Origin of the sequence: Pullulanibacillus sp. KACC 23026 (assembly GCF_029094525.1) — a bacterium.
GTDB lineage: Bacteria > Bacillota > Bacilli > Bacillales > Sporolactobacillaceae > KACC-23026.
On sequence record NZ_CP119107.1, the window covers coordinates 1,437,453 to 1,463,267 of the forward strand.

Sequence of the window (25,815 nt, forward strand, 5' to 3'; positions counted from 1 at the left end):
TCCAATGAAATTCAAGATTTTAAGAGGATTTGTATCGTCTATCTTAACCGGTGTAAAAGATGCTGTTCACGACATGGAGATCAGTGCTGAAACAGCTAAGTATTGGACTGACTGCGGATTGATTGAAGAGGTTAAAGATGTACCCGCTCCATCCGTTGCGTCACCAACAGCAACAGTCCCGCCATCTGATACGACTGCTGATAAAACTACTGAAACAACGGCTCAACAACCATCACAACCGCCAACACCTGAAGTAACACCTGATGCCACTGCCGAGGCTGTGACACCTGATGAAAATAAGTGAGGTCCAAATCTCTGACTTAAAGAATTATGCACATGTTTATTTTGATGATGATGACAATCTATTCACCGCTATTTTAGCAGCGGGAAAAGCCTTTATTTCTACCTATACAGGACTTCCTCTTGTGGATGATCCAGGTAACGGTATAACGGATAGTATTGATGACCATGAGGACTTAACAATAGCTCTCATGGTCCTTTCTAATGAGATGTATGACAATAGGGCAATGACTGTGGACAATGACAAACTCAACTTTGTAGTTAAGGCTATTTTGGATAGCCATTCGGTGAATTTGTTATGACTAAGTTCATTATCAATGCTGGTAAGTATCGGCATCCCATCACCATTCAGAAGCCTGACGAACAGCAGCTAAGTTCCGGAGAACCTAGTGGTAATTGGTTAGATGTGATCAGTTGTAGAGCGGGTATTTATCCTATAAGCGGCAGTGAATTTTTTAATAAGGCTGATACTGTTCAAGGGGAAGTAACTCATCAAATCTTAATGCGTTATTATCCCGGGATTCAGAGGAACATGCGTGTGGAGTTCGGTGATCGAATCTTTCAGATAACTTCTGTCGTAAACTTCCAAGAGATGAATAAAGAACTGCAACTCATGTGTAAGGAGTTGTTGTAAATGGCCTATCGGAACATTGAAGGATTAGATCAACTTATAAATATGACTAATCAACTTGGACAAGTTCCTAGAAAGGTTGCAAGGGCAGCCGCTCGAGCAGGAGGACAAGCTGATTTGGTTGCAGTTAGAAATGCAGCACCAGTTGGAAGTACAGGTAACCTTAAGGCGAGTTTAACTAAGAAAGAAGAAAGAGGTTCAGCTTCTAATAGAGGTAAATCCGTTTTCGATATTAGGTTTAATCCAGCGTTCAATATCTCATTGGTAAAGAATGTGATTAATCCTGGTAAATATGGCGGGCAAAATTCTAGGGCCTATTATCCGGCGTCTCAGGAATATGGATTTTTACACAGCGGTCCAAGAGGTTTTGTACCAGGATACAATTTCATGAAAAAAGCTTCGGATGAAGATTCAGAAGCTGTTAAGAAAGCAATGATTGATAAAGCTATATCTGCAATCGATAAGATACTAGAAAGCAGGTAAAATAATGGATTTTGAGGATGCTTTAAAAAGTGAATTGGCAACTATTCCAGACTTAACTAATCGTATTTTTCCATTAACCGGTCCGGAAGGCCAGTCAGCACCTTATGTGGTTTATGCATTAACAGATGACGTCCAAGAGAGGACACTGGATGGTTATATTTTCTACAGAGAAATAACTTGTGAACTTCATATTCTTCACAGTAAATATTTTAGTTTAAGTGATTTAAAGAGACAGATTACAAGTTTAATCGATTCTTTTCAGCGTAGGGTTATTGGCGGGGATAATGGTCTCTTTGTTCAATCTGCAACCTATGAAAAGGTGAATGAAATGTACTTACCTGATCTTTTGCAATATCTTTGCGTTTTAGAAATGAAAGTAAGTTTATAAGGAGGAAATTTAAATGACTACTACAGGTGGACCTACTTCTTCACAAGGTACAACGATTAAAAAATCAACCGGAACGGCAATTGCATTTCTAACATCTATTGATGGATTAGATATTAAAGCCGACACGATCGATACAACCGCATTGGATACTGACGGCGGATATAAAACCTTTATTAACGGATTTAAAGAGGTTTCCGACGTACCAATTAGTGGATTCTTTGACTATGCTGCTCACAGTCAGATGCTGACTGATCTACAAGCGGGTACAAATTCAGCTTATACAATCCAATTCCCTCCAGGGCCAGGGCAAACTACGGGAGCAAGTTGGAATTTTAATGCTATTGTAACGGAATTCCACACTAAAGCCGCAGTGGACAATGTGATTTCGTTTGACGCGACACTCAAAGTATCTGGTGCACCAACTCTTGTGGCCGGAAGTTAATAGGGGGAGTTTAACTTGTCAGCAAATAAAAATGATGTCGTTATTATCGAGTTGGACAGGGTTCGAGAATTGCGTTTTGGACACAAGGCACTTAAAACTTACCAAGCGCTTACAGGAAATGAACTTGAAAATTTATCATTGGATGGTTTTTCATCGGAAGAACTTGAGCAGTTTATGTATTGCGGTCTTTTATCTGACGCTAAGAAAAATGGCGAGATTCTAGAACAAGACCAAATGGAAGATTTATTGGACATGGCACCACTTTACGTCATTATTGAAAAGATGACGGAAGCTTTAAATAAGGCGTTTGGTGCAGATGACCCAAACGAGATCCGGACAGCAGTGAAGAAGTAACCAACGCAAAATGGGATTGGGAAGAATCTTATAAGCTAGCTGTCCGTATTGGCATTGGTTTGGAAGAGTACAACGAGATGACTCCACATGAGTTAAATATTAAAGCCGAAATATTTGCCGAAAAATCTAAAGTGGATCAAGAAGAAAAATTACTAATGGCTTATATGACAGCACGTTGGCAGCGTGTGGATAAATTAGAATCGTTTAAACACTATATAGACGAGATGAAACAGAATGAGGATAAACAAGAAGAAAAACCAATGACGGACTTAGAAATGCTTGTAAAGGTCCAACAATTGAATGCGGCAATGGGAGGGAGTGTTAAATGACACTTCCTTTTTTATTTGAATTGAAAGGAGGTAAGGTATGGCTGGTGTCGTTAGAAATCTCATGGTACGTGCAGGGGCTGATTTTAGTCCATTAGAATCAGCAATGAGGCGTTCATCAAGTGAGATGAATAATTTTGGGTCAAGAATAGAATCTGCTTTGAGTGGTATTAAAAGCAAATTTATTGCTTTGGGAGCTGCTTATTTAGGTATTGATGGAATTAAAGAAGCTACACAGGACGCTATTGAGCTAGAAGCAACAACTGAAAACTTAGACCATATTCTAGGTTCATCCGCTCAATCCTATGAGAACTGGTCACAAACTGTGGCAACATCATATGGTTTTAGTCAGTTGCAAGCTGAGAAGTATGGGGCAAGCTTTGCTCACATGATTTCGCTGTTTACAAATGGTACACAACAAATCACACAACGAACAGAAGATTTGATGAAGACGGCTGCTATAATCGCTAACGGAACTGGTCGAAGTATCGATGATGTTATGGAGCGAATCCAGTCAGGTATGCTTGGAAACGTTGAGGCAATTAATGACCTCGGTGTTTATGCCAACCAATCCATGCTCGAAATGTCACAGGGATTTAAGGCAATAGCAAATGGACGTACATGGGACCAGTTAACAATGGCCGAACGTCAGCAAGTTATTTATATGTCGATTATGGAGCAAGCTACAAAGCAATATGGTGATACGCTACAAAATAACGTCCACAATAAGCTTGTTACTTTCACGGCCACTTTAAACAACTTGAAAGTCGGCATCGGCAATGCATTTCTGCCTATTCTTAACGTTGCTTTGCCAGTATTAACTGCATTAGCCCAACGTCTAGTTACAGCCATGAGTTATGTCGATCAGTTTATGCAAGCTTTGTTTGGTACTCACCAATCAACGGCTAAGGCGTCAGATACGGCAACCGCGTCCACAAACAAACAAGCAGTAGCCGTTAACAATCTAGGAAATGCGGTTACAAATTTGGGTAAGGCTAAGCAAAAAGCAAGTCGTGGTGTTGCTGGTTTTGACCAAGTTCACACATTGGATGTTAGTACATCAACCGGAACTGGAGGTAGTACAGGAGGAACCGGGTCAGCTGGGGGTGCAGACGCAGGGGTAACGGATCAACAGGCTCAACAAACACAAGGAGTATTCGGTAAAATCTCTGATTCTATTAAGAACTTTGCGGACAAAGTTAAAACATGGCTTAAGCCTTTAAAACCATATTGGGATGACATCGTTACATCAGTTGAAAATTTAGGTAAAGCCATCGCAGATCTGTGGAATAGCCCCAATTTCCAAAAGTTTTTAGGATGGCTAGCACAAGCAATTAGACCTGTAATAATTAATTTCCTAAAGAGGATAGCTGATGGTATCAATATACTTACAGATGCCATTAAAATCATAACGGATATAATTAATGGGAATTGGCATAAAGCCTGGGAAGATACCTTAGATTTGTTAAATAACTTTGTAGGATTTGTCACTGGAATCAAAGCAGATGAATGGGGCAAAATTTTTCAAAATGCCTGGGGTGATATAAAAACCTGGTTTAAAAATAATGTGTCCGATCCTGTTGGAAATTTCATAAATAATACCAAAACAAATGTAAAGAATTTAGGTAATAACATTTGGAGTGGCATTACTAATGGTTGGGGAGATATTACCGGTTGGTTCAAAAAAAATGTCGTATCCCCTATAAGCAACTCCTTTAACAGTTTAAGATCAATTGGTTCTGATATCTGGCATTGGTTGACAAGTGGACTTAGCAATTCATACTCGTGGTATAAAAATAATATTGTAACTCCACTAGGTACAGCTTTTAATAGCGGGAAAAGCAGCATTGAAGATAAAGCAAGCAATGTGTGGTCAGGAATAAAAAAGAAATTCGCTAATTCTTACAGTTGGTGGAAAAACAATGTTGTCCAATCATTGCATGATGTACTAGACAATTCGAAAGACTCCATTGCTGGAAGAGCAGGTGACATTTGGAGCAGTATCAAGAAAAAGTTTAGTAATTCATACTCGTGGTATAAAAATAATGTAGCCCAGCCATTAGGTACATCATTGTCTAATTGGAAGAATTCCATTGCTTCTAAAGCAGGTGATATTTGGTCAGCTATTAAGGGTAAATTTGGAGGAGCGTACAGTTGGTTTAAGAATAATGTTGCGAATCCTATTGGTTCAGCCTTAGGAAAGATTAGCAGTGGCCTAAAAGGTGGAATTGAAAGTGGATTTAAAGCAATTTTTGATAAAGCTGCCGATTTTTTAAATAGAATCATTAATGCTTTTAATAAAGTCAAATCTAAAATCCCTTTTGGCTTAGGTAATGCTATACCAAACGTACCAACCATCCCACACTTAGCAAAAGGTGGTATCACAAACGGACCAATGTTGGCCATGATTGGTGATAACCCTGGTGGGCAAGAGGTTGTTTCTCCACTGGACAAGCTTCAAGGCATGATTGTATCTGCAGTAAGTACGGCCATGCAATTTAACAATTCGCAAGGAAGTAATGCTGGGGGAGATATAAAAATGACTATAGATGGTAAAACATTTGCGCGTATTATCAAGCCTTATTTGGATCAAGAAGCAAAACGAGTTGGTACCAATATAAGACTAAAATCCGTGTAGGAGGTGGGGTAATTGGCGTTAATAACAGTAGGTGGTGTTGAATTAACTACCCCATCCGACTTGCAACCAGGCATTCAAGATATTTCAAAAGCTGAGCGTAATGCTAGAGGGACCATGATCATTGAGCGTATTGCTACAAAAAAGACACTTGATTTATCGTATTCATATCTGAATGCAAGTGATTTGAGTGCTGTACTTACGGCTGTTAGTCCAGTGTTTTTTAACGTAACTTATTTAGATCCAGTTACAAATAGTTTTGTCACTTCATCGTTTTATTGTGGAGACAGAACAATGGGTATGATCAGCTATGTTAATGGGGTGCCGCGCTATAAAGACGTTAAGTTTACTCTTATAGAAAGATAGGTGCATAGATTTGATTAATGTGAGCAACGATTATAAAACCAACGTTTATGCACCTATCAGAGAATTTGTAGCTAAGATTACCTTCATGCTGAATGGAGAATCCACAGAGTATGATGACGAATGGATCACTTACTTAGATATTGTGGAGGAAATGGATACTCTAAGCGATACATTACCATCTAATCAGTTGACTGTTACTTTAGATAATACGACAGGCGAGTTCAACTTTTTAAACTTAGCCAACATGCAAAGAATCATAGCAAGTCGACCTACTATTCAAGTTGAGATGGGGTTAGTCATATCTGATACAGACACAGAATGGTTACCTATGGGGTTATTTTATTTAACGGATTGGAAAAGTGATACAGGAGCCATGACGGTTACCTTAACCGCAAATGATAATTTATTAATGTTGGATAACATATCTTTCCCAGCGACTACGGTTACGAATCTTTATGATTTGGCAGTAGCCATTTTCCAAAACGCTGGTATAACTAATTATTCTATTGATTCAAGCTTAAAAAAAATCTCTTGCGCTGGAACAACGGTAGCATATAATAGTCGCAATCTCTTACAAAACATTGGTATTGCTGCTCAATGTGCTGTTTATCAGGATCGCAATGGGATTATGACTATAAAACCATATGAAACTCTCGAAGAAAGCAACATGTATTCAACATATCCTGGTTTATCAGGATTATATGCGAGTTCTAACACATATTCTCGGGTTAATAATGGTGATGGGATGAAGTATCTATCTTTGGATAATATGTACGAAATTCCTGAAATAACTTTGGAAAAATCCATCTATCAGTTAGTGGTAAATATTTATACAGGGACTAGCTACACGTCTAAGACTTACATTAACTCAGCGACTGATGGGCAAAACGGAATCTCATTTACCATTGATAACCCGTTAATCACATCCACATCCTTAGCTGATAAAGTGGCATCATGGTATCTCAATGAATCTAACTATAATGCTGTTTGTAAAGTAGATTGGAGACAAAATCCTTGTCTAGAATGTGCGGATGTTGTCCTGGCCGAAGATGGAATGGGATCCGAAAAACAGACAAGGATTTATAAACAAGAGTTTACTTACCAGGGGTATCTAACAGGGAATACGGAAAGTCGAGGTGGTATCTAGTGACCTATGCGAAAACAACCTGGCAAGACCGGGTCGTTCAAAATCCTAATACCTATACCATGGTTCAAAATAGTGATGGGACCATTACCTTAATACCAGCTGAAGGAACTATTACTCAATCAGGTACGCCTATTACAGCTGACAAGCTGAACAATTTAGAAACACAATATGATCAGGCGGTTTCCTGGTCACAAGGATACGGTCTGGGTTTAGTGACATCATTCCAATCTTCTGATTTAAATAATGCGAGAAATAATGGATGGTATCAATGTACACCCGACACGCAAAACACTCCTCCAAATTCAGGTTCATATGGCGTTGTTCGTGTGGACAGTCGGACGACAGACAGATTAAGTCAGACTTATTATAATGTCAACGGTGGGAGTATCGTTCAAATATGGACACGTTTTTTAGGGTCAACAGGTTGGTCAGCTTGGACTCCGATCACGACCGGGGTACTTAATATCAAAAAACTAAGTGTCACGATTTCGACCGATTCAAGCGGAAACGGCAATGCAACTTTAACTTATCCAGCAGCTACAACAAACACTCCAACACTGATCCCATCACACGTTAGTGGTAATCAAGGTGGGTATGCAACTGCAACGAATGTGACTACAACAGGTGGTCAGATTTATCTGTGGGGTGCGCAACCTAACGCGACACGTACTATTAATGTGATGTTATTCGACTAAGGAGGTTTAATGTTTCATGCTTCAAACAATTAACATTGAAGGCAGTGAATGGACAACACTTTGTACACTTACAGCAAGTGTGAATGGTTCAACGCTGACCTTTTCTCCTGGAAAGTATATTAACGCGGGAACAACGCGATATGAGACAACAGACAGTATAAACCTTGACATATCAACTCCAAAAGTGGATACCGACTATCAAGTGTGGCTAGCAGAGGATGGTCTGCATGTCTTAACCAAAACAGTTGACACGGAGTTTGGAGACCTGCCGGACAATTATATTGATCTACTAGCTTGGTTTACTATGCCGGCCGCATCTATCGATCTGTCTAATGTCACAATTAATGTTAAAAAAATAAGTTGATTGGAGGTTATGTGGTGGGCGAGCAAGAACATGGAATTCTACGAGAAGATTTTACTAAGTTAGAAGAAAGAGTCGGTAAGCTGGAACAAAGCCAAGCTTCCCTAACAACACGAGTGACTAACATCGAGAAGATATTGGACAAGATTGATAGCAACACGACATGGATCCTGCGCCTAATTATAGGTGCTTTTATTACCTCTGTAATAGGTTTTTTAATCGCAAATAAAGGAGGATTTTAATTATGGCTTATGCTGGAATCGATTGTGCATCCAAATTAGATGCCGCACATATTCAAGGACTTAAATCAGAAGGCATCACCCACATTGGAAGATATCTCAGCGATAACTGGAAAGGTCTCACTAAAGATGAGGTCCAGGCGATTAGTGATGCCGGCCTTAATATTGTAAGTATCTTTGAATCAAATCCAACAAAATCAAGTTATTTTACCGCGGATCAGGGACGTGCAGATGCACAAGCGGCAAGTAAATATGCAAACGACTTAGGGCAGCCTCATGGGACTGCTATTTATTTTGCCGTCGACTATGATGCTCAAGGTAAGGACTTAGGTGCTATCCTCGATTACTTCAATGCGCTGGCCGATAACCTAAAAGATTATAAATTGGGTGCCTATGGGTCTTATGCGGTTTTAAGTTATCTTAAGCAGCATTCGAGAGTGGAATTTTACTACCAAACATACGCCTGGTCACATGATCAAGTTTGCGATTTCACTAACTTTTATCAGCACCAAAATGAAGTCCAAGTAGCCGGATTGTGGGTTGATTTGGATAAGGTGTTAAAGGATCCTGGATCATGGTCAATTTTTCAATCGAAAGTAGTTCCTAAAGCAACAAAAGTTCAAGCGAATGGTACTTATACCATTAAGCAAGGGGATACTTTCTGGGATTTAGAGAAAAAGCATAATTGGCCAACAGGTTCACTTCAAGATTTAAATCCCAAGCTTGACCCTAAAAAGCTTCAGATTGGACAAGTGATCAAAACACCAGGAAAAGTTAATTCTCCGGTTTCTAATAAATATCACACTGTTAAAAAGGATGAGAATTTATCTGTTATAGCAGCTGATAATGGTTTAACTTTGGTTCAAATTGAAAAACTCAATCCACAGATTAAGGATCCTGATGTGATTCATCCTGGTGACAACGTTAGGGTTAAATAGATTTCTTATTCTTTTTAGAAACGGTAAAAAGTATAACCGTCGTTTGAACGAGAGTACTTAACATGCCGATAAGACTTAAATATATAAGAAATTTAATCTTTTTGGTGTTAAACATGGGCAATCTTCCTTTCATTCTAAAAGGTAGGTTGTCCATTTTTCTTAAAATTAAAAGAGGAGCGTGTTATTTATGTTTTTACAACAAATTGTTGAAGTTGTAGCTAGCTTATCTGGTCTTGGTTTTGCCGGTTCTGTTACAGCCGGTGTCGTAAAAGTTGCAAGTTTTTTGAAACAGAAGAAAGTGCTAACTCTTGCAAAAGATGCTGTTCTTTTTGCTGAAGATGCTTATAAGGATCTTGGCGGTGCGGATAAATTAAAGAAAGCTTGTGGTTGGTTCTCAAGTGAGCTTAATTTAATGGGAGTTAAATTAACTGGAGATCAAATCGAATCCCGCGTTCGCTCTGCGTATCAAAAAGTTCAGTTGGATGTTCAAAAGGTTGTAGTTGCGGGCAGTGAAGAAACCGATGCTCCTGCTGATCAGGAACCTGATCAACAACCTGAACCAGAGGTAGAAAAACCATTGTCAGAAATGACATCAACAGACCTTAAAAATATGGTCACTCAAGTAGTTAAGGACTTACTTCCATCAGCTTCTGTGGAATCAGCACAACAGCCTTCAGCTACACAAACTGCACAATAAGGGGGGGTGAGTATATATGGTTGTCCAAGGGGATAACGGTATTACCATTCCATTCACAACTTATAGAGATAAAGTTGTCAGTCTTGAAAGTGCTACCGTCGAAGTTTCGGTTTTGCGTGGACAGGACCTGCTTTCTAAAACTGCGACGATTATTGATAAAACAAAAGGACAATGTGAATTTGAATTGTTGTCTAGCGATTTGACTGTTTCGGGTGTTTATTATTATCAATGGACAGCAACTTTTGATGACGGTACGGTCATATCTGGAATAAAACAAAGCCTATTAGTTTCTGATAAATTAGCAGGATCTACAGTGACTATAGATGTAGATGGTGGTGTGTTTTAATGACTGATTACGTCATTAGTAAAATCCAAATAAAAAGGGGATTAAAAGCAAATTTACCCATTTTAGATGATGGTGAATTGGCTTTTTGTACGGATACTAAAGAATATTTCATAGGAACCATTAATGGAAATGTATTAGTAAATGATTTTAGTAAGGTTGTTAATAAAGTTGAAGCAAGTTCAACAAACGGTAATTTATCTGTGGATGGCAAAGAAATAAAGGTATATGACGACACTTCTGTTACTGCGTCTTTGGCCGAAAAAGCACAGCAGAGTGATTTGGAGGCAACGAATGAAACGCTGGATGAAGTTGCTAAATATAAAAATACAATATTAGCAATTAGACAAGCGCAAATGAAGAATTATCCAAATTATTTAGCTAAATTAAGAGGACATACATTCAATATTATTTGTCAGGGAGATAGCCTTACTTATGGTTTGGATAGTAGTGCAACAGGTACACAACCTCCATTTAATGGAGACTCCCATTACGCATCAAATACAACTTATCCTCAACAATTAGAATACACACTGAGATACATCACGGGAAGCACTACAATAAATGTAACTAATTGGGGATATAGTGGAGACCGGGTAGATCAAGGAATAACACGATGGGCAAAACAACCAACTACAGATTTAATGGTATACATGTATGGGACAAATGAAAATCTCCAAAATATATCTTTTAATGATTATGTCTCGAATTATTTAACTCTGCTTTACAGAAACGTAGTTGAATGGGGAATACCAGCGGTAATCATGTCTCCATTAAGATTTATGCACCAAGAAGGTATAAGCAATCTACATGTTTATAGGGCAGTATCTAAAATGATCGCCGAAGGTTGTGGAATACCTTTTATTGATGGATTTGAAATACTCGCTACTGCAACACAAGATTTCTACTCACCTGACTGGACGCATTTATCTGAAAGTGGGTATAAACTTGTAGGAACTAAAGTAGCTTCAATGCTAATATCAAATGGGGAAGTTAATAAAATTGGCCAGGGCAGAGATCTCATTATGGATAAGACTCTTGCTAATATTGTATCCCCATCAACAATAAGTGCTGCTCTTGGGTCTGGTGGAGGTGGGTATCAATTAGGTCAAGGTTGGGCTGCTTCTGTTACAACGGGTAAAAAAATAACTTTCCCTGTATATTGTGAAGAGGATTTTCTTGTTTTGATTCCTGTCTATAACGCTAGTATATCATTTAAAATTATGATTGATCTTGAAGTTAATCAAGGGAACGTAATGTTACCTGCTTCAGTTGAATCTAAAGATCAAAATGACGCTATAACAAATAAGATTAAACCATCAATAAATCCACCTTCAGGAACATTTGAAGAAATAAGAGATAATACAAATGTTAACATTACGACAACCGATAAATTTATCATAATTCCAAGTAGAGGTTTGCATATAATCACAATAGAAAATGAAACGAGTACCAGTGTTGTTTTCATGGGGTTTGAAGTCATGTCCTATAGTAATTTTTTCCTTAGAAAACGTTACAGCTCTGGTATTCCAACAACAGGAAAATGGATTAAAGGAGACATGTTATTTAATTCATCGCCTGCAAACGCTGGTTATTTTGGATGGATATGCACAGATACAGGAGAATTTAACAAAGGAGACACTGGTTTATTAGGAACAACGACTGCATATAACGGAACTGTGGTTTTGAATGGTAATATGGGGATAGTAAAAGGAGATAGAATAAATATAAATGGTTCAGGTTATACCTACGCCACCAGCAATATTTTTTCTTATAATGGAGGTTACGTCATAAATGTTAGTCCATACCCACAAACAGCGGTTAGTAATGCTGAAATAACTATTGACCCACCTGTTTGGAAAGGGTTTGGGTTAATTCAATCCTAATATCACATTAGGAACATATTGCGCAACAAACGACGGTCGTCACTTGCGTAAGAAGAGCCCTCACTTAGTAGTGGGGGCTTAATATATACTCATATTATATTTTTTTGCGATAGTTTCTATTTCTTCACTTGTCATTCTATTATATGCAGCCAATAAATTGTTTTTCAAATAACGATATTCCTCATCAAAGTCTTTTCCAGATGATTTTAGGTCAAGAATCATAATCATATTTCTTAATATTAAATCGCATGAAAAACAAAGGTCACTATAACTTCCATTAACCTCTCTAATATTAGCTAATTCTTGGAGATCCTCACAAAGGTTTAGCATGTTTTTAAATTTGTTATCCACCTAACCCCTCCCTTTCACATTAACTATATGTATTGAGATCAGAATTAGACCTCCTATGCAATAAAAAAGCCCACTGTCCTTAATTGGATGGTGGGCTTTTTTATTTAATCTCTATGTCCATAAACCTCTATCATAGCTTGCTCGTGTATTAACCATGTGCTACCTGATTTTCTAACTAATCCACGCTTGATCTGATCATCAAAGCGACCGCGAGTGAGTGCAGCTCGCACTGTATCTTTCTTTAACCCCCACCGCTCTGATGCTTCTGGCGGTGTCATAATAGATGAGAGTGGGGGGATCACTCCCCCAAGCAACCCTTTTGACGTAGAAATTGATAAGCTTCAACAACCGAATAAAACGTGTTCCCATAAGAGTTATAGCCGTCTTCGTCAATTAGCATGATATCAATAGAATGCTTGTTAAACTCGATATGGGCTTTATCATCATTTATAATTTCACCATCAAGCATGTTATAAAAGGATTCTTCAATCGTTTCATTATCCTCTGGTACTGTGATTGTTACACCGTTTCCGTCTTCCCAACCGTTAACATCTGCACCATTATCAAGGTCTTCGATGATGGCATTCATGTCGTCAATGCTACCAGGTGTGATTTTGGCAAACACTTCATCATTTTTGATACATTCGAATTGATGGAGATCTCCGTCATATTCAGCTTCAACAACTTTATAAGTATCGCGTTCCCAAGTTTTCATTTAACTTTTCCTCCTGTATTATCACGTTTTCGTGATTTGATATTCTTATTATATCACGTATGCGTGACTTGTAAACATGTATTTTAAAAATTATCTAAAAAAGTAAGAAACCCTCTGTATCCAGCGGGGATGAGAGGGTTCTTAAAATGCACATCAATAATTTTTTGAGAAATTAGCCATAAGCAGCTTCTGGATCTCCAAGGATATCTCCACAATGTTTATTTCAAAGTATCCCTTCCTGTTTCCGATCCTTGCCTCATATACCGTTGGTTCATCTGTCTTTGATATCCTCATATTACGTTTGTTTATTTCTCTTAGTTCATCATTAGCTTTTGCCAAAGCGCGTTCTAAAAGGTGTACATAAAACTCCTCTAACTCCAATCCAGCAAGTTTCTCTTTATCCTTTGTCAGTCCTTTAATCGCGCTCCTGACAATAATGTATCGTTTAGCAAGATCGATGTCTTTCTGTGTGAGTTCCATGATTCATCACCTCGGATGGATTTTACCGTTCTTCCTCATCAAGTAAATGACCCCATAATTCTTCAACTGTCGTATTTAACACTCTTGCCAATCTAATGGCCACTCTTAATTTTGGTTCCTTTGTTTCTCCGGAAAGTATTTTCGACATGGCGCTAGCTGATATTTTTGCTTTTTGTGCTATAAATCCTTTTCTAAGACCTTTTTCTTCGATTATTTGTGCTATCTTTGTCATCGTATTCATCACCTATTTATCTATTCTTCAAAAAAACAGTAAGTCCTTTATTTATTTTTTGAAGTGGACATGCAATATTTTAAAACATTGGGCGTAGTATTTAACAAAGGCAACGATAAAAGAATAATCTATTGGTTTTTCTAGCGGATCTATTGTTATTGGCAGTATGCCTTTCCTGTTAAATTAGCAAAAGGAATAGTATTGGCAGTATTCTTTTTCAGACCAACTATTTCTAAAGAAATACTCTTCGAGGAGGTGGGCCAGATGTTCGCTGCTTTATCAACTGTGGTGATGGGTTCTGTGGCCGGGTATTCGTTTTTAAAATCTCGAACTAATCCAATGTCTGATGCTGACAAAATCAATCGCATTTTTTTAAACTCAGGTCTATATGTCACAGAAAATAAAAAGCTAAAGAACATCCGATTATTCAAAAAGCGAAAAATCGAAAATGGAGTGGAATACGTTTTTCAACTTCCCTTAGGAATGCCATTCAAAGAAGTAGAAAATCACAAGAACGTCATTCAAGATGGTTTAAATGTCAAAGGCTTTGTCATCCTTAGTTTTCGTGATTTTAAACAGATAAATTGGAGGAAAAACCCCATTCCACAGATTAGGAAGCTGTTAGACAAGAAACTAAAAGCCATTAAAGAAGTGGAATTAGAGTTTGATGGGATGTTAAAGGTTCGAGTTTATGAAGATCTGTTATCTGAGCGGATAGATTGGGAGGATTCACTCCTTGGTAAATCATGGTCAATTCCTGTAGGAATGACACGGAATGGAATGATCTATCACGATTTTGAAGAACTTCCACACTTATTAGTGGCCGGTTCTACTGGTTATGGAAAGAGTCAGTTTCTCAAAATGATGATAACATCGTTAGTCATGCAAGAAGGCAATAATGTGGAATTCACACTTATTGATCTAAAAGGTGGTACGGCATTCCAAAGGTTTAAGGATTTAAGGCAGGTTAAACATTATGGGAAATCTCCTGAGGATGCTTCAAAAGTCCTTCCGAGTATTCAAAAGGGGATGAACGAAAAACTTGAATGGATTGTGGATAAAGGCTTTGAGGATGTGAACGAGGCCGGCGATCCTAAGAGGCATTTCATCTTCATTGATGAAGCTGCCGACATAGCAGATGATAAAGACGCAATGGAGATTGTAAAGGATATAGCTAGGCGCGGCCGAGCTGCTGGTTATCGTTTGATTTATGCGACTCAATATCCCACAACGGAAACGATACCTTCACAGGTTAAGAGAAATATAGTTTCCCGGATCAGCTTTGTTTTGGATACAAACACAGCATCAAGGGCCGTTCTCGACGACGGAGGCGCTGAAGAGCTCCCAGACATAAAAGGAAGAGCCATTTATAAGCGACTCAAAAAGCAGATTGTGCAAACCCCTTATATCACGAACTCACAGATTGAGGAGCGCGTTAGTCCACACATCACGATTAGACCGAGGAGTGAAAATGATGAATCCCTATCACTTGATAAAGAGGCAGAGGACGGAAGCTATACTATCGAGTCTTGATCAGCTTGATTTTTTAACCAGGTCCCAACTTCAGAGGCTACACAATTTGGGAGGTAACCGAAATGCGAACCGAATATTAAAGGATTTATCTAATTATCTATTGGATTTTAGAAATGGAATGGAGAAGGTTTACTATTTAAACCAGGAAGGATGTTCGTTTGTAAATAGCAAAAAAACTAGGCATAAAAACCAGAACATTGACCACGTACTGCTAAGGAATCAGTTTTATATTTATACCGGAAAGCCTGATTCATGGCGTAACGAGGTTAAGGTGAAATTAGGAGCTTTGACAATCATTCCTGATGCCATGTTCAACGATGGAACATTTGACGTGTTCTTGGAAGTCGATATGCAGCAAACAATGCAAGAGAACGCTAATAAGGTCGCTCGTTATAAGCGTCTTAAACAGTTCACCAAGAAGCCTTTTATGTTGGTATTTGTAACGGATTTAGAAAGTCGTAGACAAAAGTTAATAAAGCTATGCGAAGGCTTAACTTATCGTATCTACTCAGCAAGCGAGATTATGTGAGGAGTGGTCAATTTGCTATCGTGGTTATTTAATTTAATGGGTGGTCAGACCATTTTAACAATTGGATTTTTGATTCTATTTTTGCTTATTTTTAAGCCTACTCGTTGGTTTGTCATCGGTGCTTTGATTTTATCACTTTTCATATAAGGGGGAATCACCATGGTAAGAACGCAAGTGATCAAATTTAATGACTTTATGGCAGGTGAAAATAGACCTGAAAAGAAACATGATATTAGACCAATTATTAAATCAGCTTTGTTAGCCACAGGGACGGCGATTATATCAATGCCTAAACATAGCTTTGCTGCAACAACCACATCCCAAGCAATTGCAGTTAACGCAGTCCCTAGTGCAGTAAAATCACAGATAGTTCATGCCTTTGATCCATTAGTCGATTTGATTGTATCGCTTTCCATTCCTATTTCATCGGTAATGATTGCAGGAGCTGCTTTAATGATTATGATTGGACAAAAGGAAAAAGGATACTCTTTACTCATGAATTGTGCGATAGGTTATTGTTTGGTTCAGATGACACCATTGTTTATTAAATTGCTCACAGGGATAGGGAGCGCAATTGTTGGATAATATTTGTCACTCATTTGTTAAATAAGTTAAAATATTAGTTAACTAATAAGATGCAAATCCAAATGAAATGGGGTAAGGGATAATTGGATATAATAGAAAACAAACCGGAACAGGAACGAAAAAGGTTTTGTCAGCATTGTGGAACTAAAATTAATTATGATGCTGTTGTATGCACAAGTTGTGGAAGGCAAGTCGGAGAATTAAGAGGAAACAACCAACAGGTTATTATAAATCACACAGTTACAAATGGTACTGGTAAGCAAAAAAACAAGTGGATATCCGTATTATTATGTTTATTTCTGGGCTATCTTGGAATCCATCGCTTTTATGAAGGCAAAATAGGAACAGGTATTTTATATTTTTTAACTGGTGGGATATTTGGGATAGGTATGCTAATTGATTTCATCATTTTGTTATTTAAGCCGAATCCGTATTACGTGTAAAAAAGAATGCTGGACCATTAAGATCCAGCATGAAAAAAATATTTTTTACACATATTTTACACAAGATAAAATAAAAACCTTAGTATTAATCGTTTTTCTTCTATTATATAACGTCCTCCTGGGACGCCATAATTCATACATAATAGTCAGCCTAAGAGCTGGCTTTTTTTTGATTGTTTGATTGAATCCAGGCTCAGCTGGATGGAGACACTTGAATTATCATCTGTGAGTTTGCCTCGCAGACTGCCTTCCACGGTAAAGGATCAAGAAGGCGGTCGAACGGCCTGTGGGAAAGAAGAGGGAGTTGGCCTCTCCTGGGACAACCTAGTATAAAATTGTGTCTTTTTTTATTTTTAGAAAATCTAAGAAGGCACATTTTTCTTGTGACACAAATAAGCAAGGAACTGACGAGCAAAGATAATCCAATCAACTTATAGAAAAACAGGTGATCTTGATGTGAAACGAGGTGCAAAGTTAATTGTCGATCAAAAACCTAAGTAAATGACATTATTTTTAAAAGCCTATCTGATCTAATCAGTAGGCTTAATTTTTTTCCATACATACCATGGTAATTTATAATCCATTTTCTTACCTTGTTTACTATTTTTATCTGTTACTATCCAATTTCCATCTTTCTTTTGTAATTTATAAATTACATTGGTGCCATCCGATTTTTTAAAGAGCATATAACCTGTATTGCCTTTAATAAAGGTTACAGGGTCAATAACATTTTTGTTTGGTATCTTTCTCTCTGGTAACAAAAAGTTAGTTGCTATTTCTTCTGCAATAGTAAAAAGGGGTTTAAACTCATTATTTAGTTCTGCTTGATAGTGCAACTGATTGTATCTATAGGAGGAGTAAGACTCTAGATTTAAATTAAAAGACTGCTTTATATCTGAAAGTGTTGCTTTATAAAAGTCATTTATTTCCTTTTCAACTTTATCTCCCTTATGGTTAAAGCTAATTGTTTTAACTCCAAAAGGGCTTACTTTAAAAGTCATGGTTTCCTTACCATAAGGAGGAGCATGGGCATGTTCAAATGTTGTGACTTGGATTTCTGCAATAAAGCCAAAACCTCCCTCATGCTCTCTTTTAATGTTCAGTATTTTAGCATCATATAAACCAAATTGCTTATGATAGCCATAGTAATTAACAATGTTCTCCTCTATAGAAGGCAAAAGTGTTGTAAGTAAAGTATCATAAATAATTTTATAATCAGGTTGATCACTCTGGGCATGGATTTTATTAGGAATCATTAAGAAAGTCATTATAGCAATTAAAACCAAAATTAATTTCTTCATGGGGTAACAAGCCTTTCAAAACTCTTTTTTAATATAACTTGTACTATGAAAAGAAAATTTATCAAGAGTTTTAGAGGGTTGGGGTAAAACGGTCCTGAAATGAAGTAGCTGGTTCATTTTTTAATAAAGCCAAAATCAATTTGGTGTATTGGAGCCTTCATCGCACGAAAAGTGTGCTCCGTTCCCGCTTCGATTTTGTGTGTTGGAGCGCCCATCGCACACAAAGTGCAGCCGCTCCGCTTCGATTTTGTGTATTGGAGCCCCCATCACACACAAAGGGCTCCCGCCTAGCTTTGATTTTGTGTGTTGGAGCACCCATCACACACAAAGTGCAGCCGCTCCGCCTGATATTGGTGTATTGGAGCGCCCATCACACACAAAGTGCAGCCGCTCCGCCTCGATTTTGTGTGTTGGAGCGCCCATCGCACACAAAGTGCTCCCACCCCGCCTTGATTTTGTGTATTGGAGCCTTCATCACACATAAATGGGTCCCGCCCCGCCAAGTTTGTGTGTATTGGAGCCTTCATCCCACGAAAAGTGCTCCGCTCCCGCTTCGATTGTGTGTGTTGGAGCGCCCATCGCACGAAAAGTGCTCCCGACATGCCTCGATTTTGTGTATTGGAGCCTTCATCACACATAAATGGGTCCCGCCAAGCCTAGTTTTTGTGTGTTGGAGCCTTCATCACACATAAATGGGTCCCGCCCCGCCAAGTTTTTGTGTATTGGAGCCTTCATCACACATAAATGGGTCCCGCCAAGCCAAGTTTTTGTGTATTGGAGCCTTCATCACACATAAATGGGTCCCGCCAAGCCTAGTTTTTGTGTGTTGGAGCCTTCATCACACATAAATGGGTCCCGCTAAGCCAAGTTTGTGTGTATTGGAGCCTTCATCCCACGAAAAGTGCTCCGCTCCCGCTTCGATTGTGTGTGTTGGAGCGCCCATCGCACGAAAAGTGCTCCCGACATGCCTCGATTTTGTGTATTGGAGCCTTCATCACACATAAATGGGTCCCGCCAAGCCTAGTTTTTGTGTGTTGGAGCCTTCATCACACATAAATGGGTCCCGCCAAGCCTAGTTTTTGTGTATTGGAGCCTTCATCACACATAAATGGGTCCCGCCAAGCCAAGTTTTTGTGTGTTGGAGCCTTCATCACACATAAATGGGTCCCGCCCCGCCAAGTTTTTGTGTATTGGAGCCTTCATCACACATAAATGGGTCCCGCCAAGCCAAGTTTGTGTGTATTGGAGCCTTCATCACACATAAATGGGTCCCGCCAAGCCAAGTTTTTGTGTGTTGGAGCCTTCATCACACATAAACGGGTCCCGCCAAGCCAAGTTTTTGTGTGTTGGAGCCTTCATCACACACAAATGGCTCCCGCCAAGCCAAGTTTTTGTGTGTTGGAGCCCCCATCGCACGAAAAGTGCTCCGTTCCCGCCTTGATTTTGTGTATTGGAGCGCCCATCCCACGAAAAGTGCTCCCGCCCCGCCTCGATTTTGTGTATTGGAGCGTGCAACACCCACAAAAGGCTCTGCTCCACCTCAATTGGGGCACCCATCACACACAAAAAAGACGCCGTTTTCAAAGATTTCCAATTTTTTTACATATAAATCTTTATCATTGGGGAGGATTAAAATAAATTAGACGTTGATGGAGGAAAGAAGATGAAGGATGGGAAACAAATTCGACTCACCTCGGCAGAACTGGGTCAGCTTTGGACGCAGTACATGAATGAGAGCGCAAGTAATTGTATGCTTACTTATTTTTTGAATAAAGCTGAGGATGAAGAAATTAGCTCTGTCATTGGCCGCGCCTTGGAATTATCTCAATCTCATTTAAAGAAGATCACTAAGATTTTAACAGAGGAACAAAATACGATCCCTCATGGTTTTAAACTGGGTGAAGATGTCGATGAACAAGCCCCAAGACTGTATTCCGATGCGTTTGTATTAAATTTTATACATAATATGTCTAAAATTGGTTTGCTGGGCTACGCACATAGTTTATCTGTATCAGTGAGGGAGGATATTACAGCTTACTTTTCAGAATGTATGATAGAGACAATCCAATGTTATAAAATTGCAAAGGATTTATTATTATCTAAAGGACTGTACATAAGGGCTCCTTATTTGCCAAATTTGGAGGAGGTTGAGTACGTTCAAAAACTAGGATTTATGATTGACTTGTTTGGGGATAAGAGGCCGTTACAAGCATTGGAGATAACCAACCTTTATACAAATATTCAAAGAAATGCTTTAGCGGCAGCTACACTGGAAGGCTTCAGTCAGGTCGCTCATGATAAGGATGTTAAGAAATTCTTTCAAAAAGGAATTGAAGTCACCAAAAAACATATTGCTTTATTCTCAGCAAAATTAAGGGATAGTGATTTGCCCGCTCCCATGACATGGGATTCAGATGTGACAACAAGTGCCGCTCACACTTTCTCTGATCGAATCATGATGTTCTATATTTCGGCTTTTACTGCCCTAAGTATTGAGTATTACGGAACAAGTATAGCAGAATGTCCTAGATTCGATTTAGGACAGATGTTTAATGCATTATCGGCAGAAGTTCAGAAATACGCTGAAAGAGGGGCGACGATCATGATTCATAACAAATGGCTGGAAAAACCTCCGATGGCGCCTGACCGCAACAAATTAGCGAGTCAAAGTTAAAAAGTAACACCAGGTTCCTTTTTTAGGTGACAGGTCTCTTCCTCTAGAAAAGGATCTGCACACAATCTGCCAAGACATCGGTATTTCAAAAATTGTTTTTTCCAAGGGGCTGTATTTGAAAAAACGTAACTTGCCATCAGGACTTTTATGTGACGACCTTTAACTAGAGGCTGTCGGTTCTAATGGAAGCGTTCTGATCGTCTAAAAAAACGGCTCCTATGCGCTGCGCTGCATAAAAGCCGTTGCAAAATGAGTCAGGGTTGTTTTTGAAAGCTTTTGCTTTCTGTCATCCGCGCTGGCCCCATTAGCAGGACAAATACAAGCGCTAGACAAGCGGGGATGAGCGACCACATAAACGTATGAGCAATGGAATGCGCTAACGACTGAGAAATTTTATCTAAAATAAACTTAGGAATATGTGCGCGTGTTTCGGGCGTTAATAATGAACGGGTATCGTTAAGGTTCATCCCGTTAGTCGAAGTAGCGGCCCCTTTGAAGGCGTCTTTTAACTGAGACGTTAAGAGGTTTCTTTGGATCACACCAAATACCGTTATCCCGACGGTCATCCCAAGAGAACGCAAGAAGGTATTCGTTGAGCTAGCTGATCCTCGTTGCGTATGATCAAAATGATGTAAGGCGGCCATGCTGAGAACTGAGAAAGAAAAGCCTGTGCCAAAGCCAATAATGATCATGTAAAAGGTAAGGAGTAGGCGTGAAGTGTCCGCCGTAAGTGTACTTAATAGAAGCACCCCGATTATTAAAATAAGGGCTGAAGCGACCATAATGTTTCGATAACTGAACTTAGAAGACAATTGTCCGCCTAATGGTGCAGTAACAGTCGATCCAAGCATCATAGGGAGTAAAATCAAACCGGAGTTCGTGGCTGATCCCCCTGTAACCCCTTGAACAAAAATAGGGATATAGACAGTGGCGACAAGAAATGTGGCTCCATAAAACATCGCCGCTAAATTACTTGCCGCAAACAGGCGATGTCTAAACATTTCAAACGAAATAATAGGTTCGCTTGCTCTTGTTTCAACAAAAAGAAAAATAATTAATAAGAGCACAAAAGCAATAAAAAGGCCGATGATTTGGCTGGAATTCCAGGCATACTGCTGGCCGCCAAGCTCTAAGGCAAACATGAGGGCCACAACCGAGCCAACTAAAGTAGAAGCTCCCCACCAATCAATTCGTTGTTTTTCATGGTGCTGCGATTCATAATAAGCAAGTGCAATGAGCAAGAGAGCAATGATTCCAATCGGTACATTAATATAAAACACCCATCGCCAATTAATGTAATCAGTAAAGAAAGCACCTATTAAGGGACCGAAAATACTCGATAGACCAAAAACCGCTCCGAATATCCCGCCCATTTTCCCGCGTTTGTCAGCAGGAAAGACATCCCAGACAATGGTAAAAGCGATCGGCATTAAAGCACTTCCGCCGATTCCTTGGATCGCTCGATAGAAAGCGAGCTGAACCATCGTTTGCGCGGTCCCGCAAAGAATCGAGCCTAATAAAAACAGGATGATGCCGAGTAGAAAAAACGTTTCCTCCCATACATATCAGACAGCTTACCGAAAATCGGCATCCCGGCCATCTCCGTCACGAGATAGGCAGAAGTCACCCATACAAATTGGCTCAAGCCTCCCAAATCCGCGACAATTGTGCTCATGGCTGTTGACACAATGGTATTGTCTAGAGAGGCCATAAATATCCCAAGTAAGAGCCCCACCATGACCGGCACTAATTTTGTTTGATTTCCTTGCACGTTCATACCTCCAGTTACACCTATATTTTAGATAGATTTCGAATGAAACAAATATAACATAACAATGTTACGCTGGCAAAGGGGATTTTAAAACAAAATTAATATGAAGGGGGAATTGATCCTGCTTTTGGATGTAAATTTTATAAAGCTCACGTAGAAAACAAGTCTAATTGGATAGCGAAGGCTTTAGGGTTCTCCCGTTTTCCTTCATCTGGTGGAGGGGCCAAAAAAATTTTAAAATCGTGCCCTCGGAGCCTCGTTATTCTATCTGCACCCTCTTCTTTCTTTGTTGAACTTAACTTTTTCTGTCGTTTATTAAACAAATTGATGTTCCATTATGAACCTGTTAAACTTGAACCAAGTCAGGATATAAGGAAGGGTTATATGGAGAAACACGGAATAAGTGACCCGACTCATAAAGTGATCCCTTTTCCAAATCTAACAGACCGCCTGCTAGAGCGAGGCGTTCAAGCCCTAAAAGATAAAAATTATAAGAATGCTGTGCTTTATTTTGAACAATTAATTGAATTAGAGCCTGAAAATTCACAAGCGTCTTATGGGCTCGCCGTCTGCTATGTCGAATTAGAGTCTTATAAGAAGGCCGAACAATTAACGGAATCGATGATGAGGCAAGGCATCGGAGATTATTACGATGTGTTGAAGCTTCACATTACCATACTTATTCAGCAGCATGAATATGACAAAGTTGTCACTACCATTCAAGCGGTTCTTTCAGAGGACACGCCTCCACCAGCGGTCAAGGAGACATTAGTTCATTTAGCGGAGTTCGCTCAAATTCGTAAGGACGAAAAGCATTCAGTGGAAGAACCGATTAAAGAGCGGTTCACCCCTGATATCCGAGAAGATTTAAAAAGTGAACAAGTGGAAAAGCAGTGGAGGGGCATTCAACAAGGGAAAACATTTATGACCGAAACGATTTTAGAAGATTTCCTGGGTTACCTGAAGAGCGACCATGGGGACCCATTTTTAAAAAGTATGGTCATTCAAATTATTAATGAGGCAGGTTATGATGGGGAACTACTTGTTAATAAATTTGGAATTCTATATAATACTGATTTAAAAGAGGCTCATCTTTTTTATGAAGGATTTTCAACGGTCGTTAAAAATCTATTAGAAGATACACTTGGATCAACGAACCCCTCATTGCTAGAAGCGGCTCTTCAGATTTGGCATCATTTTGCGATAGCCGTCTATCCCAAACCTCTCATTCCCAATGAACCAAAAGTTTGGGCGGCAGCTTGTTCAGTTATTGCGCATGAGATCTATTCTATGGAAATACATACTGAGGATTTGAAACGTCTTTTTGATGTGACAAGGGAAGAGTTGGTAGACCCGTTAAGTCTTATACAGTCGATTGAAGCACATCGGCTTCCGTTTGATGATATGTAAGAAAATCCCTATTTAATAACAATGAAATTGCTTTTTGTAATTCTATCTATTATGTTATAATGTAAGGGTTGCATAAAAGGTAACGTATGAACATTGATGTTGGAGGTAAGAATATATGGATGTAAAAGCGAACTGGGAGAAACAGGAAGGTAGCGTCGGCACGTTGACCTTTGAGGTTGATGCTGCTAGCTTTAATAAAGCTTTAGATCAAGCCTTTTCAAAAGTATCTAAGCAGGTGAATGTACCTGGTTTTAGAAAAGGGAAAGTACCTCGTGTGCTATTTGAACAACGTTTTGGTGTGGAATCTCTCTATCAAGATGCCATTGATATCATCTTGCCAGAAGCTTATTCCAAAGCGATTGATGAAACAAGCATTGAGCCGGTTGCTCAGCCAAGTGTTGACATTGAGTCTATTGGCAAAGGACAGCCAGTCGTATTTAAGGCAGAAGTAACAGTGAAGCCTGAAGTTAAATTAGGTGAGTACAAAGGCCTCAAGGTTGAAGCTCAAGATACGGATGTAACCGAAGAAGATGTACAAAAAGAATTGAGTCAGCTTCAAGAGCGTTATGCAGAGCTAGCTATTAAAGAAGATGGTGCTGCAGAAAACGGGGATACGGTTGTTATTGATTTCGAAGGTTTCGTCGATGGTGAAGCTTTTGAAGGCGGACAATCCGAAAATTATTCCCTTGAACTAGGATCTAATCAATTTATCCCTGGTTTTGAAGAGCAATTAGTTGGTCTCAAAGCTGGAGAAGAAAAAGACATTCAAGTGACTTTCCCAGAAGATTACCATGCTGAAGAATTAAAAGGGAAAGAAGCAACTTTTAAAGTGAAGATTCACGAGATCAAAGCAAAGCAACTTCCAGAACTTGATGATGAGTTTGCCAAAGATGTCGATGATGAAGTTGAAACGCTTGATGCTTTAAAAGAAAAGCTTGAAAAGCAATTAAAAGAACGCAAAGAATCCGCAGCTAAAGCAGCGCTTCAAGATGCAGTTGTTGAACAAGCTTCAGCAAATGCTGAAATTAACATTCCTGAAGCGATGATTGAAAGTGAAGTGGATCATATGCTTCGCGATTTTGAACAACAAATTCAACAACAAGGTCTTTCAATGGATCTCTACTATCAATTCTCAGGGTCTGACCAAAACGGCTTGCGCGATCAAATGAAAGAAGATGCTGAAAAGCGTGTCCGTGCTAATCTTACTCTTGAAGCGATTGCTAAGGCTGAGAACATTGAAGCAACTGATGAAGATGTCGACAAAGAAATCGAAAAGATGGCGACTATGTATGGCATCGCTGCTGATCAAATGAAGCAGATGTTAGCTATGCAAGGCGGACCAGATGCACTTAAAGGTGATATCCGCATTCGTAAAGCACTCGATTTCCTCGTTGATAACGCAACTTCTGAAAAAGCATAATAGGTGTACGCTAACCAAATAATTGAAGGCACGCATTGTCGTGCCTTTTTTCTTCCACAAAGTACCCGCTATGCTTTCCGTAAGAGATTTCTCCCAGACTTTTATTAAAGGTTTTTTTAAGCTTAATCTGATCATTGTTT

At 39.1% G+C, this 25,815-nt stretch carries 31 protein-coding genes and 1 pseudogene; 25 read left to right on the forward strand and 7 right to left on the reverse strand.

All coding sequences use genetic code 11. From position 1 onward, the window contains the following. The first annotated feature begins 4 nt into the window (after positions 1-4). From PU629_RS06425 to PU629_RS06510, 18 genes are all read left to right on the forward strand, one after another. Positions 5-304 (forward strand): hypothetical protein, encoded by a 300-nt coding sequence (locus PU629_RS06425; protein ID WP_275283463.1) that lies wholly within the window; start codon positions 5-7, stop codon positions 302-304. Beyond that, the gene (locus PU629_RS06430) at positions 291-602 is read left to right on the forward strand and encodes a head-tail connector protein (protein ID WP_275283464.1); all 312 of its coding nucleotides are present in this window, start codon (positions 291-293) and stop codon (positions 600-602) included. Before PU629_RS06425 ends, PU629_RS06430 begins: the two co-directional genes overlap by 14 nt. Further along, on the forward strand, positions 599-934 hold the full coding sequence (locus PU629_RS06435; RefSeq protein WP_275283465.1) for a phage head closure protein: 336 nt from the start codon (positions 599-601) through the stop codon (positions 932-934). Before PU629_RS06430 ends, PU629_RS06435 begins: the two co-directional genes overlap by 4 nt. Further along, positions 935-1,414 (forward strand): HK97 gp10 family phage protein, encoded by a 480-nt coding sequence (locus PU629_RS06440; protein WP_275283466.1) that lies wholly within the window; start codon positions 935-937, stop codon positions 1,412-1,414. It begins immediately after the preceding gene. 4 nt (positions 1,415-1,418) lie between these two features. After that, on the forward strand, positions 1,419-1,802 hold the full coding sequence (locus PU629_RS06445) for a hypothetical protein (RefSeq protein ID WP_275283467.1): 384 nt from the start codon (positions 1,419-1,421) through the stop codon (positions 1,800-1,802). A 13-nt stretch (positions 1,803-1,815) separates the two neighbouring features. Further along, complete coding sequence (locus PU629_RS06450) at positions 1,816-2,244, forward strand: phage tail tube protein (protein ID WP_275283468.1); 429 nt, start codon at positions 1,816-1,818, stop codon at positions 2,242-2,244. Positions 2,245-2,259: 15 nt separating this feature from the next. Then, positions 2,260-2,598: a hypothetical protein gene (locus tag PU629_RS06455; RefSeq protein ID WP_275283469.1), complete on the forward strand. Its 339-nt coding sequence runs from the start codon at positions 2,260-2,262 to the stop codon at positions 2,596-2,598. A 77-nt stretch (positions 2,599-2,675) separates the two neighbouring features. Next, positions 2,676-2,927 carry a hypothetical protein gene (locus PU629_RS06460; RefSeq protein WP_275283470.1) on the forward strand — a complete coding sequence of 84 codons (252 nt, stop codon included), beginning with the start codon at positions 2,676-2,678 and terminating at the stop codon, positions 2,925-2,927. Positions 2,928-2,964: 37 nt separating this feature from the next. Beyond that, on the forward strand, positions 2,965-5,562 hold the full coding sequence (locus tag PU629_RS06465) for a phage tail protein (protein ID WP_275283471.1): 2,598 nt from the start codon (positions 2,965-2,967) through the stop codon (positions 5,560-5,562). A gap of 12 nt (positions 5,563-5,574) precedes the next feature. Next, entirely contained in the window at positions 5,575-5,925 is a 351-nt protein-coding gene (locus PU629_RS06470) for a DUF6711 family protein (protein WP_275283472.1), read from the forward strand. A 10-nt stretch (positions 5,926-5,935) separates the two neighbouring features. Next, positions 5,936-7,072 (forward strand): hypothetical protein, encoded by a 1,137-nt coding sequence (locus PU629_RS06475; RefSeq protein ID WP_275283473.1) that lies wholly within the window; start codon positions 5,936-5,938, stop codon positions 7,070-7,072. Continuing rightward, positions 7,072-7,767, forward strand: a complete 696-nt coding sequence (locus PU629_RS06480) for a pyocin knob domain-containing protein (protein ID WP_275283474.1) — start codon at positions 7,072-7,074, stop codon at positions 7,765-7,767. Before PU629_RS06475 ends, PU629_RS06480 begins: the two co-directional genes overlap by 1 nt. Positions 7,768-7,783: 16 nt before the next feature. Continuing rightward, complete coding sequence (locus tag PU629_RS06485; RefSeq protein WP_275283475.1) at positions 7,784-8,131, forward strand: hypothetical protein; 348 nt, start codon at positions 7,784-7,786, stop codon at positions 8,129-8,131. Between the two features lie 14 nt (positions 8,132-8,145). Further along, positions 8,146-8,370, forward strand: a complete 225-nt coding sequence (locus PU629_RS06490) for a hemolysin XhlA family protein (RefSeq protein ID WP_275283476.1) — start codon at positions 8,146-8,148, stop codon at positions 8,368-8,370. A gap of 2 nt (positions 8,371-8,372) precedes the next feature. Next, entirely contained in the window at positions 8,373-9,305 is a 933-nt protein-coding gene (locus PU629_RS06495; protein ID WP_275283477.1) for a glycoside hydrolase domain-containing protein, read from the forward strand. Positions 9,306-9,492: 187 nt separating this feature from the next. After that, the gene (locus PU629_RS06500; RefSeq protein ID WP_275283478.1) at positions 9,493-10,002 is read left to right on the forward strand and encodes a phage holin, LLH family; all 510 of its coding nucleotides are present in this window, start codon (positions 9,493-9,495) and stop codon (positions 10,000-10,002) included. 16 nt (positions 10,003-10,018) lie between these two features. Continuing rightward, entirely contained in the window at positions 10,019-10,348 is a 330-nt protein-coding gene (locus tag PU629_RS06505; protein ID WP_275283479.1) for a hypothetical protein, read from the forward strand. Next, complete coding sequence (locus PU629_RS06510) at positions 10,348-12,231, forward strand: GDSL-type esterase/lipase family protein (RefSeq protein WP_275283480.1); 1,884 nt, start codon at positions 10,348-10,350, stop codon at positions 12,229-12,231. The genes PU629_RS06505 and PU629_RS06510 overlap by 1 nt, the downstream gene beginning before the upstream one ends. Before the next feature lie 78 nt (positions 12,232-12,309). Here the strand turns inward: PU629_RS06510 and PU629_RS06515 are convergent, their stop codons facing one another. From PU629_RS06515 to PU629_RS06535, 5 genes are all read right to left on the reverse strand, one after another. Continuing rightward, positions 12,310-12,582, reverse strand: coding sequence for a hypothetical protein (locus PU629_RS06515; protein ID WP_275283481.1), 273 nt, complete (start codon positions 12,580-12,582; stop codon positions 12,310-12,312). A 104-nt stretch (positions 12,583-12,686) separates the two neighbouring features. Continuing rightward, positions 12,687-12,860: a helix-turn-helix domain-containing protein gene (locus PU629_RS06520; RefSeq protein ID WP_275284368.1), complete on the reverse strand. Its 174-nt coding sequence runs from the start codon at positions 12,858-12,860 to the stop codon at positions 12,687-12,689. Between the two features lie 20 nt (positions 12,861-12,880). Next, the gene (locus tag PU629_RS06525) at positions 12,881-13,297 is read right to left on the reverse strand and encodes a hypothetical protein (protein ID WP_275283482.1); all 417 of its coding nucleotides are present in this window, start codon (positions 13,295-13,297) and stop codon (positions 12,881-12,883) included. 153 nt (positions 13,298-13,450) lie between these two features. Beyond that, positions 13,451-13,777 carry a YhjD family protein gene (locus PU629_RS06530; RefSeq protein ID WP_275283483.1) on the reverse strand — a complete coding sequence of 109 codons (327 nt, stop codon included), beginning with the start codon at positions 13,775-13,777 and terminating at the stop codon, positions 13,451-13,453. 22 nt (positions 13,778-13,799) lie between these two features. After that, positions 13,800-14,009 carry a helix-turn-helix domain-containing protein gene (locus PU629_RS06535; protein WP_275283484.1) on the reverse strand — a complete coding sequence of 70 codons (210 nt, stop codon included), beginning with the start codon at positions 14,007-14,009 and terminating at the stop codon, positions 13,800-13,802. A gap of 264 nt (positions 14,010-14,273) precedes the next feature. Here PU629_RS06535 and PU629_RS06540 point away from each other — a divergent pair, with 264 nt between their 5' ends. From PU629_RS06540 to PU629_RS06555, 4 genes are all read left to right on the forward strand, one after another. Beyond that, on the forward strand, positions 14,274-15,542 hold the full coding sequence (locus PU629_RS06540) for an FtsK/SpoIIIE domain-containing protein (protein WP_275283485.1): 1,269 nt from the start codon (positions 14,274-14,276) through the stop codon (positions 15,540-15,542). Between the two features lie 46 nt (positions 15,543-15,588). Further along, positions 15,589-16,071 carry a replication-relaxation family protein gene (locus tag PU629_RS06545; protein WP_275283486.1) on the forward strand — a complete coding sequence of 161 codons (483 nt, stop codon included), beginning with the start codon at positions 15,589-15,591 and terminating at the stop codon, positions 16,069-16,071. 159 nt (positions 16,072-16,230) lie between these two features. After that, positions 16,231-16,656, forward strand: coding sequence for a hypothetical protein (locus PU629_RS06550; protein ID WP_275283487.1), 426 nt, complete (start codon positions 16,231-16,233; stop codon positions 16,654-16,656). Between the two features lie 83 nt (positions 16,657-16,739). Further along, positions 16,740-17,099, forward strand: coding sequence for a TM2 domain-containing protein (locus tag PU629_RS06555; RefSeq protein ID WP_275283488.1), 360 nt, complete (start codon positions 16,740-16,742; stop codon positions 17,097-17,099). Between the two features lie 530 nt (positions 17,100-17,629). Here the strand turns inward: PU629_RS06555 and PU629_RS06560 are convergent. Then, a complete protein-coding gene (locus PU629_RS06560) occupies positions 17,630-18,400 on the reverse strand; it encodes a DUF3888 domain-containing protein (RefSeq protein ID WP_275283489.1) in 771 nt (256 codons plus the stop codon). Positions 18,401-20,063: 1,663 nt separating this feature from the next. Between PU629_RS06560 and PU629_RS06565 the strand changes: the two genes are divergently transcribed. After that, the gene (locus tag PU629_RS06565) at positions 20,064-21,074 is read left to right on the forward strand and encodes a DUF3231 family protein (RefSeq protein WP_275283490.1); all 1,011 of its coding nucleotides are present in this window, start codon (positions 20,064-20,066) and stop codon (positions 21,072-21,074) included. A 254-nt stretch (positions 21,075-21,328) separates the two neighbouring features. Here PU629_RS06565 and PU629_RS06570 read toward each other — a convergent pair. Continuing rightward, a pseudogene (locus PU629_RS06570) lies at positions 21,329-22,845 on the reverse strand (MDR family MFS transporter). Positions 22,846-23,229: 384 nt separating this feature from the next. On the opposite strand from PU629_RS06570, the gene PU629_RS06575 reads away from it, so the two are divergent. Continuing rightward, the gene (locus PU629_RS06575) at positions 23,230-24,255 is read left to right on the forward strand and encodes a tetratricopeptide repeat protein (RefSeq protein WP_275283491.1); all 1,026 of its coding nucleotides are present in this window, start codon (positions 23,230-23,232) and stop codon (positions 24,253-24,255) included. Positions 24,256-24,370: 115 nt separating this feature from the next. Continuing rightward, positions 24,371-25,675 carry a trigger factor gene (tig, locus tag PU629_RS06580; protein ID WP_275283492.1) on the forward strand — a complete coding sequence of 435 codons (1,305 nt, stop codon included), beginning with the start codon at positions 24,371-24,373 and terminating at the stop codon, positions 25,673-25,675. The last annotated feature ends 140 nt before the right edge of the window (positions 25,676-25,815 follow it).